The organism is Cryobacterium sp. TMT2-42-4, from assembly GCF_004402645.1.
GTDB classification, from domain to species: Bacteria; Actinomycetota; Actinomycetes; order Actinomycetales; family Microbacteriaceae; genus Cryobacterium; species Cryobacterium sandaracinum.
The window spans coordinates 89,602-101,844 of record NZ_SOFT01000033.1 but is presented as its reverse complement, the minus strand read 5'-3'; the positions used below and the strand labels follow the sequence as shown (position 1 = coordinate 101,844).

Annotated in this window: 9 protein-coding genes; 4 read left to right on the top strand and 5 right to left on the bottom strand. The window is 70.0% G+C overall.

All coding sequences use genetic code 11. The annotated features are described in order from the left end of the window. Positions 1-142 precede the first annotated feature (142 nt). The 5 genes from ndk to E3O18_RS11280 form a co-directional block, all read right to left on the bottom strand. The gene (ndk, locus tag E3O18_RS11300; protein WP_134393905.1) at positions 143-565 is read right to left on the bottom strand and encodes a nucleoside-diphosphate kinase; all 423 of its coding nucleotides are present in this window, start codon (positions 563-565) and stop codon (positions 143-145) included. Next, on the bottom strand, positions 562-948 hold the full coding sequence (locus tag E3O18_RS11295) for a DUF4233 domain-containing protein (protein ID WP_166784622.1): 387 nt from the start codon (positions 946-948) through the stop codon (positions 562-564). The genes ndk and E3O18_RS11295 overlap by 4 nt, the downstream gene beginning before the upstream one ends. After that, positions 945-2,387 carry a folylpolyglutamate synthase/dihydrofolate synthase family protein gene (locus E3O18_RS11290; RefSeq protein ID WP_134393907.1) on the bottom strand — a complete coding sequence of 481 codons (1,443 nt, stop codon included), beginning with the start codon at positions 2,385-2,387 and terminating at the stop codon, positions 945-947. Before E3O18_RS11290 ends, E3O18_RS11295 begins: the two co-directional genes overlap by 4 nt. Further along, positions 2,380-5,853, bottom strand: a complete 3,474-nt coding sequence (gene ileS, locus E3O18_RS11285) for an isoleucine--tRNA ligase (RefSeq protein ID WP_134393908.1) — start codon at positions 5,851-5,853, stop codon at positions 2,380-2,382. Before ileS ends, E3O18_RS11290 begins: the two co-directional genes overlap by 8 nt. A gap of 171 nt (positions 5,854-6,024) precedes the next feature. Further along, positions 6,025-6,741, bottom strand: coding sequence for a TetR/AcrR family transcriptional regulator (locus tag E3O18_RS11280; RefSeq protein ID WP_134393909.1), 717 nt, complete (start codon positions 6,739-6,741; stop codon positions 6,025-6,027). 101 nt (positions 6,742-6,842) lie between these two features. Between E3O18_RS11280 and E3O18_RS11275 the strand changes: the two genes are divergently transcribed. The 4 genes from E3O18_RS11275 to E3O18_RS11260 are packed head-to-tail and all read left to right on the top strand — an operon-like array spanning position 6,843 to position 12,191. After that, positions 6,843-8,498, top strand: coding sequence for an ABC transporter substrate-binding protein (locus tag E3O18_RS11275; RefSeq protein WP_134393910.1), 1,656 nt, complete (start codon positions 6,843-6,845; stop codon positions 8,496-8,498). After that, positions 8,486-9,448 (top strand): ABC transporter permease, encoded by a 963-nt coding sequence (locus E3O18_RS11270; protein WP_255570050.1) that lies wholly within the window; start codon positions 8,486-8,488, stop codon positions 9,446-9,448. The genes E3O18_RS11275 and E3O18_RS11270 overlap by 13 nt, the downstream gene beginning before the upstream one ends. Continuing rightward, entirely contained in the window at positions 9,445-10,314 is an 870-nt protein-coding gene (locus E3O18_RS11265; RefSeq protein ID WP_134393911.1) for an ABC transporter permease, read from the top strand. The genes E3O18_RS11270 and E3O18_RS11265 overlap by 4 nt, the downstream gene beginning before the upstream one ends. Beyond that, the gene (locus E3O18_RS11260; protein WP_134393912.1) at positions 10,311-12,191 is read left to right on the top strand and encodes an ABC transporter ATP-binding protein; all 1,881 of its coding nucleotides are present in this window, start codon (positions 10,311-10,313) and stop codon (positions 12,189-12,191) included. Before E3O18_RS11265 ends, E3O18_RS11260 begins: the two co-directional genes overlap by 4 nt. Positions 12,192-12,243: the final 52 nt, after the last annotated feature.

Below are 12,243 nucleotides of genomic sequence, written 5' to 3'. Positions count from 1 at the left end.
GGCACGTGCTCAGCGGGGCACCGTCATCATCGGCCATTCTGCGACGGCGGTGCGCTTGGTGCACCAAGCACCGACATCGGCTGCCCACGAGAACAGCCGCTTCCCGGCATCCGGTCAGTGGCTGTTCCCCGTTCGGTACGGGTCAGTCGAACCAGAGGGCCAGTTCGCGGTCGGCCGACTCGGGCGAGTCGGAGCCGTGCACGAGGTTCTGCTGCACCTTGGTGCCCCAGTCTCGGCCGAAGTCGCCGCGGATGGTGCCGGGAGCCGCGGTGGTCGGGTCGGTTGTGCCGGCCAGGGAGCGGAAGCCCTCGATCACGCGTTCGCCGGCGATGCGCAGCACGAGGATCGGACCGCTTTCCATGAACTCCACGAGAGGTTCGAAGAACGGCTTGCCCTGGTGCTCGGCGTAGTGCTCGGCCAGCAGGGACCGGTCGGCCTGCACGAGCTTCGCGTCGACGAGGGAGTATCCCTTCTGCTCGATGCGACGCAGGATCTCGCCGGAGAGGTTGCGGGCAACGCCATCCGGTTTGACCAATACGAGAGTTTCCTGGACCTGGGTGCTCATGAGTTCTCTTTCTCGTTGTTCTCGTTGTTCTCGTTGTTGGGAAAGTTTTGGTTCTGGTTGTCGATCCGGGAGCCGGCGATCATGCAGTACGCCCACATGGCGGCGAACATGCCGCCGACGAAGAACATGGCCGGGTTGAGGAAGCCGGCGGCCACCATGATCAGCTGGAGGATCCAGCCGACCACGTAGGCCCACTCATAACGGAGCAGCGCGAGCACGGCCACCATGGCCAGCCCCAGCACTGCTCCCCCGCCGAGGGCCAGCCACGGCGGCAACGCCTGCAGACCGAAGATCACCAGGGCGGCAAGGGCAACCACGATGATCTCGAAGCCGAGCAGGATCGTCGCGAGCGTGCGCTTCACCGAGCGGGGAGCGGGCGTCATTTCGCCAGCCATTCCCGGGCGTCGGCCAGAATGATGGCTTCGCCGACGAGGGTGATCGACCCGGTCACGATCACAGCCCGCTTGGGCGACTCGAGGGCCCAGTCCCTGGCGGAGTCGAGGGCCTGCGCGAGGTCGTCGAACCGGACGGTCGTCTCCTCGCCGGCGAGGTCGGCGATCAGGTCGGCGAGGTCGTCGACGCCGACCGCGCGCTCGGACTGCGACTGTGTGACGTGGAACCGCACCACCGTGGACTGCAGCGCGGTGATGATGCCGGTCGCATCCTTGTCGGTGAGGATGCCCACCACGGCCACAATTTCGTCGAAGTCGAAGTAGTCGGCCAGCGCAGTGCTGAGGGCGGCCGCTCCGTGCGGGTTGTGCGCGGCATCCACCAGGACGGACGGTTCGATTCCGATCAGTTGCAGGCGTCCGGGCGAGGTGACCTGCGCGAGGCCCTCCTCGACCAGGTCCTGCGAGAGCGCCGTGGTGCCGGCCCCGAGGAAGGACTCGACGGCGGCGATCGCGACGGCCGCGTTCTGCGCCTGGTGCGTGCCGTACAGCGGCAGGAACAGGTCCGAGTAGGTGCCGGCGAGGCCGCGCACCGAGATGAGCTGCCCGCCCACGGCGACCCGGCTGTTGATCAGGGCGAAATCCTCGCCCTCACTGGCCAGGGTCGACTCGGTCAGCTCGGCGGCCCGCTCGAGTTCGGCCTGCGCCGCCTCGCCCTGCCGGGCGGAGACCACGGCGGCGGACGGCTTGATGATGCCGGCCTTGGTGCGGGCGATCTCGGCGATCGTGTTGCCGAGGCGGAGCGTGTGGTCGAGGGCGATGGGCGTGAACACGGCCACCTGCCCGTCGGCGACGTTGGTGGAATCCCACTCGCCGCCCATGCCGACCTCGATCACGGCGACGTCGACGGGGGCGTCGGCGAAGCAGGCGAAGGCCAGCACGGTGAGCGCCTCGAAGAAGGTGAGCGCGTCGTCGCCTGCCGCCGCGAGTTCCGCGTCGACCATGGCCAGGAAGGGTTCGATGTCGGCCCAGTTCGCCGCCAGGGCCTCATCGGTGATGGACTCCCCGTCGATCACGATGCGCTCGTTGAGCCGCACGAGGTGCGGGCTCGTCATCAGTCCGGTGCGCAGCCCGTAGGCGCGCACGATGCTCTCGGTGATGCGGCTCGTGCTGGTCTTGCCGTTGGTGCCGGTGATATGGATCACCGGGTAGACGGTCTGAGGGTCACCCAGCAGTTCGAGCGCCCGCCGGGTCGGGGCCAGACGCGGCTTCGGCGCACCCTCGCCCACGCGGGCGAGGAGGGCGGCGAAGACGGCGTCCCCGGCCTCCCGGCCGGGGTCGGAGGACTGGCGCGGCTTCTTCGCCCCGGGCTTCTTCGATCCGGGCTTCTTCGCCCCGGGCTTCTTCGCCCCGGGCTTCTTCGGGTCAGACATGGACGAGTCCGTTCTCTCGGGCGACGGCGACCAGGACGGTCCCCCGGTTGGCATAGTGACCAGCCTCGTAGAGCACGTAGTGCTCGACGGGGACGCCGACCAGGCTCTGCAGCCATTCGGACGGCAGGCCGTGCGCCAGGCTGTCATCGGACACCTCGGTGGCCACATGGGTGGCGAACCGGAGGGTCAGGGTCTCCGCGGCGACGTCGACGCCGGCCGCAAGGGCGAAGGTCGCGGCGTCCTCGGCGGAGTAGAAGACGAGATCGAGACGGATGCGGTCACTCACCTCGAATCCGGCCGACTTGCGGGTGTCCTGCACGGCGCGGATCAGATCGCGGGCTAAGCCCTCCGCCTCGAGTTCCGGGGTGGTCTGCGTCTCGAGCAGCACGAAACCACCGCCCGCCAGGAGCGCCAGGGCCGGGGCATCAGACGCCGCGTCGTCGGCGACGGGGGAACCGTCGGCCGGGCCGGTCTGCAGCACGAGTTCGTACTCCCCTGCGACCAGCTCGATGCCGCCGGCGGTGACGACGTCGGCGGTCTCGCTCCAGTCGCCGGCGCGGGCGGCCTTGATGACCTGCTGCACCTGCTTGCCGAGGCGCGGGCCGGCGGCCCGGGCGTTCACGGTGAGCCGGGAGGTGATGCCGTAGGCGCTCGCGCTGTCGTCGGCCAGCTCGACCAGGCGCACGCTCTTGACGTTCAGCTCGTCGCGAAGGATGCCCTCGAACGGGGCCAGGGCCGCCGTGTCGACTGTGACCACGGTCAGGGTGGCCAGCGGCAGGCGCACGCGCAGACCGGCCTGCTTGCGCAGCGACAGCACGGTGGAGCTGATGGTGCGCACCTGGTCCATCGCCGTGACCAAAACGGTGTCGGCAGGGAACAGATCGGCGTCGGGCCAGTCGGTCAGGTGCACGCTGCGACCGCCGGTGAGGCCCTGCCAGATGCGCTCGGTGACGAGCGGGAGCATCGGGGCGGCCACCCGGGTCACCGTTTCGAGCACGGTGTAGAGCGTGTCGAAGGCCTCGTTCGCGGTGGTCGAGGCCGTCGAGACCGAGACCCCGGCCCCGGCGCCGGCCCAGAACCGGTCTCGCGAGCGGCGCACGTACCAGTTGGTGAGCACGTCGGCGAAGTCCCGGAGCCGGGCGGTCGCCTGGGTGCTGTCGAGGGCCTCCAGGTCGGCCGTGACCTCCACGATCAGGTCGCGGGTCTTGGCCAGCAGGTAGCGGTCGAGCACGTCGGTGGAGTCGGTGCGCCAGGTGGCGTCGTAGCCCTTCTCACCGGACGCGTTGGCGTAGAGCGAGAAGAAGTACCAGGTGCTCCAGAGCGGGAGCATGACCTGGCGGGCACCCTCGCGGATGCCCTCCTCGGTGACGATCAGGTTGCCGCCGCGCAGCACGGAGGAGCTCATCAGGAACCAGCGCATGGCATCCGAACCGTCCCGATCGAACACCTCGTTCACATCGGGGTAGTTGCGCAGCGACTTGGACATCTTCTGCCCGTCGTTGCCGAGCACGATGCCGTGGCTGACCACGTTCTTGAAGGCGGGGCGGTCGAACAGGGCGGTGGAGAGCGTGTGCAGCATGTAGAACCAGCCGCGGGTCTGCCCGATGTACTCCACGATGAAGTCGGCCGGGTTGTGGCTGTCGAACCAGTCGGCGTTCTCGAACGGGTAGTGCACCTGCGCGAACGGCATCGACCCGGAGTCGAACCAGACGTCGAGCACATCCGTGATCCGCCGCATGGTGGACTGGCCCGTGGGGTCGTCGGGGTTCGGGCGGGTGAGCTCGTCGATGTAGGGGCGGTGCAGGTCGGTGGGGCGCACGCCGAAGTCGGCCTCGAGCTCGTCGAGGGAGCCGTAGACGTCGATGCGCGGGTAATCGGGGTTGTCGCTCTTCCAGACCGGGATCGGCGAGCCCCAGTACCGGTTGCGGCTGATCGACCAGTCGCGGGCGTTGCCGATCCACTTGCCGAACTGGCCGTCCTTGACGTTCTCCGGCACCCAGTTGATCTCCTGGTTGAGGTCCACCAGACGGCCACGGAAGTCGGTGACACGCACGAACCAGCTCGACACGGCCTTGTAGATCAGCGGGTTGCGGCAGCGCCAGCAGTGCGGGTAGGAGTGCTCGTAGCTGGCCTGTCGCAGCAGGCGGCCCTCGTTCTTGAGCAGCTGGGTGAGCGGCTTGTTCGCGTCGCTCCAGAGCTGGCCGGCGACCTCGGGCACGTCGGCGAGGAACTTGCCGCCCGCGTCGAGCGAGATGATCACCGGGATGCCGGCGGCCTCGCAGAGCTTCTGGTCCTCCTCGCCGTAGGCGGGCGCCTGGTGCACGATGCCGGTGCCGTCGGCGGTGGTGACGTAGTCGGCCACGACGATCGTCCAGGCGTTCTGGGTGCCCCAGACCGCGGTGTCGGCGTAGTAGTCGAAGAGGCGGTCGTAGCTGACGCCCTCGAGGGCGGTGCCGAGAACGGTGCGGGAGATCGCCGCGGTGGCGTCCGCCGCCGAGTCGTAGCCGAGGTCCTTGGCGTAGTTGCCGACCAGGTCGATCGCGATCAGGTATTCGGCGCCGAGAACCTCGGTGGAGGCGACGGATGCCGCGGCATCCGCCCCGGAAACGGCCTCCCGCAGCACGGTGGCGTCCGGGGTGCCGTTCGGCCCGGCCGGCACGACGGCGTAGATGATCTCGGGGCCCACGGCGAGCGCCAGGTTCGTCGGGAGCGTCCAGGGGGTGGTCGTCCAGGCCAGGGCGCGCACGGCGGTCAGCCCCAGGGCTTCGGCCTTGGCGCCGACCAGCGGGAACGTGACCGTGACGGTCTGGTCCTGGCGCATCTTGTAGACGTCGTCGTCCATGCGCAGTTCGTGGTTGGACAGCGGCGTCTGGTCGCGCCAGCAGTACGGCAGCACCCGGTAGCCCTCATAGGCCAGACCCTTGTCATGCAGCCGCTTGAAGGCCCAGATCACGGATTCCATGAAGGTGATGTCGAGCGTCTTGTAGTCGTTCTCGAAGTCGACCCAGCGCGCCTGGCGGGTGACGTACTCCTCCCAGACCTTGGTGTACTTGAGCACGGAGCTGCGGGCGACGGCGTTGAAGGCGCCGATGCCCATCTTCTCGATCTCGCTCTTGTCGGTGATGCCCAGCTCGCGTTCGGCTTCCAGTTCGGCCGGTAGGCCGTGGGTGTCCCAGCCGAAGCGGCGGTGCACCTGCTTGCCACGCATGGTCTGGAACCGCGGGAACAGGTCCTTCGCGTATCCGGTCAGCAGGTGGCCGTAGTGGGGCAGGCCGTTGGCGAACGGCGGGCCGTCGTAGAAGACCCACTCGGGGGCATCCGCCCGGTTGTCGATCGACGCCTGGAAGGTGCCGTCGTTCTTCCAGAACGCGAGCACGTCGGTTTCGATCTGGGGGAAGTTCGGCGAGGGCACGATGCCGCCGGGCTGGGCGGGGGAACCGGACTGCTGGCCTTTGGGGTACGTCATGTCTCTCCTGGACGAGTCGGGCAGGCTCTGTCGTTCACAGATCTGCCCCTGTTCCACGAGGACGCCGACTCCGAACGGGATTCGCCGCGGTACCACCTCGCTTGTCTCTCGAAGCCGAAGCCCTGGGAAACCGCTTGTTCTGAGGCTGTGACGGGCCCGACCCGTTCGGTTCTACTGGGAACCGCCGCGAAGCGGTTGCCGTTCTTCCGAAGACTCACCGGTGATGGCCGGATCACAGTCATACTGCTCTATTCTACCCTGCGTCCGGCCCCGGGTGTGCAGGGCGCGGTACCCCATGCAGACGGGCGCGATGGCCGCGCCGACGTAGGGTTCCAGCGCTCCGCGGGTGACCCCGGCACGCGCCCAGACCCCGGCGGCGGCGGCCGCGGCCCCGAGCACGGCCATCGCGAAGGCCCGGCTGGAGAGCTGGTCGGTCGTGCCACCTCGCGCTCCGACGAAGCGGGTGACCAGGGTCACCTGGGCCATGAACCGGGACAGGGCGGATGCCTCCAGCTCGCCGGTCGTGCCCATCAGCTCGTACTGGGTGAGCGCCCAGGGCACCTGCCCCGGCCCGAACGCGGCAGAGACCTGCAGCAGCGCCCGCTCCACGGCATCCACGGCCTCCGCCGCCCCGGCTGCGGCGGCGGACTGGTCGAGGGCGGCCGGCAACGTCGCCAGGCCCGCGTCGACGTCGACCCAGAGCAGGTCACTCTTGGCCGTGAAGTAGTTGAAGAAGGTGGCCCGGCTGACGCCCGCGCGGCGGGTGATCTGAAGGATCGTGGTGCCCGCATACGTCTGCTCGAGGAAAAGCTCGGCGGACGCCTCCTCGAGCATCGCCCGCGAGGATCCGCGGGGCCGGCCGGCCCGCTTCGGTTCGGGATCAGGCATGCCGCTCCTGTGTTCTACGATGGGACAGGTCCATCTCGTTTGTGGACCGAGTCCAACAATTGCACACTCGGCCCATCGGGCGCCGCGGAAAGAGACCCACCATGCACACTTCGGGGCATACCCAGCGCGCATCGCGCACCCTGACCGGGCTGGTCGGCCTCGTCGCCACCGGCATCCTGCTCGCCGGCTGCGCCACTGCCGAGTCCCCTGAAGCCACCGAGCCCGTCTCCGGTGGCACGCTGACCTACGCGTCCGGCGACGCCGAGCCCACCTGCCTGGACCCGCACGTGGGCGGCAACTACCCGCAGGCCCTGGTCAGCACGCAGTACCTCGAGTCGCTCGTCTCCCGGGACGAGGACGGCACGATCATCCCCTGGCTGGCCGATTCTTGGACCGAGAGCGCCGACGGGCTGGCCTGGGACTTCACGCTCGCCGCCGACGTAAGCTTTACCGACGGCACCCCGCTCGACGCCGCCGCCGTGCAGGCGAACATCGCGCACATCCAGGACCCCGAGACGGGCTCGTCGACCGGCTACCTGGCCCTAGGTAAGGTCACCGGCACCGAGGCGGTCTCCACCAACGTCGTGCGCATCGTGCTGAGCGAACCCGACAGCGCCCTGCTCGAATCACTCTCACAGCCGTGGTTGGCGATCGAATCTCCCACCGCGTTGGCCCGCAGCCAGGACGAGAACTGCGCCGCTCCGGTCGGGACCGGCCCGTTCCAGGTCGAGAAGTGGGTGCAGCAGGAATCGATCACCCTGGTGCGGAACAAGAACTACAGCTCCCCGCCCGAGGATGCCGAGCACACCGGGCCGGCCTACCTCGACTCCATCGTCTGGCGCTTCATCCCCGACTCCGCTTCCCGCTACGCGGCCCTGCAGTCCGGCGACGCCGACGTGATCGACAACATTCAGCCCGACACCATCGTGCAGGCCGAGAAGAGCGACACCATTGTGCACCTCGACGCCCCGCGCCCGGGCGCCTCGAACCGGATCGAGCTGAACTCCGGCCGCGCACCGTTCGACGACCCGCTCGTGCGGGAGGCGTTCATCCGCTCGGCGAACGTCGACGACGCCGTCACGAGCCTGTTCCAGGGCACGGCCGAACGCTCGTACTCCGCCCTCTCCAGCGCCGAACCGCTCGCCGTGTCGGGCCCCGACCTGTTCGACTACGACCCCGCGGCCGCCTCGGACCTGCTCGATTCCGCCGGCTGGACCGAGCGAGACTCGGACGGCTACCTGGTTAAGGACGGCGAGCGCCTCACGGTCGACTTCCCGGTGAGCACGAACCAGTCCATCCCGGCGGAGCAGTCCCTGTTCGAGCAGATCCAGGCCACCGCGAAAGAGACCGGCTTCGAGGTCGTGCTCAGCCCGATGGACCTCTCCAGCTGGTACACCGCGCTAGGCGAGAACGACTACGACGCCGTCAGCGCCCCGTACACGAAGGTCGGACCCGACGTTCTGCGCATCCTGTTCCACTCCGACGGCATCATCCCTGCACCCAGCGGCTACTTCGCCAATCACGCCCAGGTGAATGACCCGGCCATCGACGCCCTGCTCACCCAGGCCGGCCAGGTGACGGATGCCGAGGAACGCGCCGCCCTCTACGCCGACGCGCAGAACATGGTGCTCGAGGGCTTCTACATCCTGCCGCTCTTCGACCAGCAGAACCACTACCTGCTCGGCACCGACGTGGTGGGCGCGCGGGCGCTGCCGACCGTGTCGACGCCCACGTTCTACGATGCGTGGCTGAAGTAGGCCGCGCCGCGCCGGTCGTCCGGACGGCCCGGGTCGTCCTGGGCCGCCTGGGCGGCGCGGTCTTCGTGCTCTGGATGGTGGCCACGCTGACCTTCTTCGCTATCCGCCTGATCCCCGGCGACCCGGCCGAGGCCATCCTGGGTGGCCCCGGCTCGCAGACCTCTCCGGAGGCGCTCGCCGCGGTCCGGGCGGAATACGGGCTCGACCAGCCCGTGTTCGTGCAGTACCTGGCGCAACTGGCACGCCTGGCCACCGGGGACCTGGGCCGCTCGTACTCCCTGAACCAGGACGTCGCGCCGCTCCTGCTCGGCCAGCTCGGAGGCACCCTGTTGCTGGCCGTGCTCGCCCTCGCCGTGGCCTGGCTGCTCGCCCTCGGGCTGGCCACCTGGTCCACCCGCGGCGGGCGGTTCGCCTGGTACCTGGGGTCCGGGCTGGAGATCGTTGCCGCCGCGCTCCCCCACTTCTGGCTGGCGACGGTGCTGATCGTGCTGTTCAGCGTCTGGCTGGGCTGGCTGCCGCCGATCAGCACCTCCGGGGTGTCCGGGCTGGTGCTGCCGGTGCTGACCCTCGCCGTGCCTCTCGCCGGTTTCCTCGGCCAGATCATGCGGGAGTCGCTGCTCACGGCGCTGGAGTCCCCGTTCGTGCTCTCCGCCCGCGCCCGCGGCGAGGGCGAACGCGGGGTGCGCTGGGTGCACGTCATCCGGCACGCGTCGCTGCCGGCGATCAGCCTCTCCGGCTGGGCCTTCGGCTCCCTGATCAGCGGGGCCGTGGTGGTCGAGACCATTTTCGCCCGGCCGGGCCTGGGGCGCACGCTGCTGACCGCGGTGACCGTGCGCGACGTCCCGGTCGTGGTCGGCGCGGTGCTGATCGTGGCCGTCGGGTACATCCTGATGACCCTGCTCACCGACCTGGCCCAGCGCATGGCCGACCCTCGGCTGCGGGCGCGATGAGCGACCTCGAGATCCAGGCCGGGCTGGGCCGGGCGCCGCGAGCGCCCAGGACTGCGCGTGCGTCCCGCCGGTTCGGCGTGGCCGAGGTTCTGGCCGGCCTGTTCGCCCTGTTCCTGGTCACGGCGGCGCTGTTCCCCACGCTCGTGGCCCCCGGCGACCCGCTCGGGATCGACCCGCTGTCGGCGTCCCAGACCCCCTCACCCGCACACTGGTTCGGCACCGACGAATCCGGCCGGGACATATATACGCGGGTCAGCCACGGCACCGGCAGCTCCCTGCTGATCGGCACCCTCGCCACCCTGATCGGACTCGGCCTGGGACTCGTGCTCGGCACCCTGGCCGGCATGCTCGGCCCCGTCGTCGACTTCACCGTGAACCGGTTCCTCGAGGTGCTGTTCGCGTTTCCCGGGCTGCTGCTGGCCCTGCTCTTCATCCTGATCTTCGGGCCGGGCGTTGCCACGGCGACCGTCGCCGTGGGTCTGGCGACCGCGCCCGGCTATGCCCGCATCATCCGTGGCCAGCTGCTGTCCGTACGGTCCTCGGCCTTCGTCGAGGCGGCGACCGTGCTCGGGCGCAGCCCGGGGCAACTCCTGGTGCGGCACATCCTGCCCAACACCCTCGCTCCGCTGTTCGTGCTCGGCACGCTCGGCATCGGCCAGGCCATCGTCTGGGCGTCGGCGCTGAGCTACCTGGGCCTGGGCGCGGCGCCGCCCGCCGCGGAGTGGGGCGCGATGCTTTCCGCCGGGCGCACCTACATCGGGTCAGCCTGGTGGATGAGCTTCTTTCCCGGGCTATTCATCGTGCTGACGGCGGTATCGGCCACGGCGCTCGGCCGCGGCATCGAGCGACGGATGAGGCACGCATGAGCGGCGAGCTGGGCGTGGGCCTGGGCGGCCTGGGCTCTCCCGAGGCCGCGGGCGTGACCGACGCTACGGCGGTGCGAGTGCGGAACCTCGTGGTGGGCTTCGGGCCGCAGGGTGACGCCGACCCGGTGTTGAACGGAGTCTCGTTCGAGGTGGCCCCCGGCGAATGCCTGGCCATCGTGGGCGAGTCCGGCTCGGGCAAGAGCGTCACCGCGCGCAGCCTTCTCGGCCTGGCCGGTGACACGGCCTGGGTGCGCGCCGACGAGCTGAGCCTCGCGGGCTCCGATGTGCGCGGGCTCTCCGAGCAGCAATGGCGCCGACGGCGCGGCCGCGACGTCGGTCTGGTGCTGCAGGATGCCCTCGTGTCGCTGGACCCGCTGCGCCCGGTGGGCCGGGAGATCGCCGACTCGCTGCGGCTGCACACCCGCCTCGGCGCCGCCGCTCGGCACGCTCGGGTGCTCGAGGTGCTGCACCAGGTGGGTCTGCCCGACGCCGCCAACCAAATGCGGAAACGCTCCGGTGAGCTCTCCGGCGGCCAACGCCAACGGGCCCTGATCGCGGCCGCGATCGCGCTGGACCCGCCGTTGCTGATCGCCGACGAGCCTACGACGGCGCTCGACGTCACCGTGCAGGCGCAGATCCTGGAGCTGCTGGCGAGCCTGAAACGCGCCGGAACGGGCATCCTGCTGATCAGCCACGACCTGGCCGTCGTCGGCCGTATCGCCGACCGGATCGCCGTGCTGAGCGAGGGACGCATCGTGGAACAGGGACCGGCGCACGAGGTGCTGACCCGGCCGGAGCATCCGGTCACCCGGCAGATGCTCGCCGCGATCCCGGTCGACAAGCCGCGCGGGCTGCGGTTGAGCCCGCGGGCCGTGGCTCCGGTGTCACCTGCGTCCACTTCGTCGGCCTTCGCCTCGTCGGCCTTCGCTTCGCCTGCCCCGCCGGCCTTCGCCGACCATGCCGACCGCGCTGCTGACGGCGCTGCTGACCGCGCTGCTGACCGCGACATCGTGATGGAGGCCGCCGGACTGGTCAAGCGCTTCACCCGGCCCGACGGGAGCGAGCAGCTTGCGGTCGACGGGGTATCGTTCCGGCTCGAGCGCGGCACGACGCTCGGCATCGTGGGCGAATCCGGCTCCGGCAAGACCACGACGGCCCGCCTCGTGCTGGCGCTGACCCGGCCCGACGCCGGCGAGGTGCGGGTGCTCGGGCAGCCGTTCAGCGCCGCCGCGGAGAAGCAGCGCCGGCTCCTGCGACCCCGGCTCGGTGCGGTCTACCAGGATGCGCTCAGCTCCTTCGATCCCCGGCTGAGCGTCGAGCAGGTGCTGCGGGACGCGGTCGGCGGCGCGGCCGGGCGCGGCCGGCGCGGCGGCGCACCCGGCTCTGGAGACACCTCCGGCTTTGGCGGCTCTGCATCGACTGCCGCGTCGACTACCGCCTCAGCAACGACTACCGCCTCAGCAACGACTGCCGACCGGCTGCGCGTGCTGGAGCTGCTCGACGCGGTGGGTCTGCCGCCGGGGCTGCTGGGCCGCCGACCGCTCTCACTCTCCGGCGGGCAGCGGCAGCGGGTGAGCATCGCCCGAGCGCTGGCCTCCGACCCGCAGATCCTGATCTGCGACGAGCCCGTGTCCTCGCTCGACGTGACCGTGCAGGCCCAGGTGCTCGACCTGCTCGACGATCTGCAGCGCGAGCTGGGCCTCAGCCTGCTGTTCATCTCCCACGACCTCGGGGTGATCCAGCACGTGAGCGACCAGGTCGCCGTGATGCTGGATGGCCGCATCGTCGAGACCGGTGCCGCGGCCCGGGTCTTTTCCGCCCCGCAGCATCCGTACACGCAGGCCCTGCTCGGCGCGGTCCCCCGGCTCGGATTCTGACCCTGGGGCGACTCCGTCCCGAACGAATTCGACGGAGATTCTGCCCGAAACG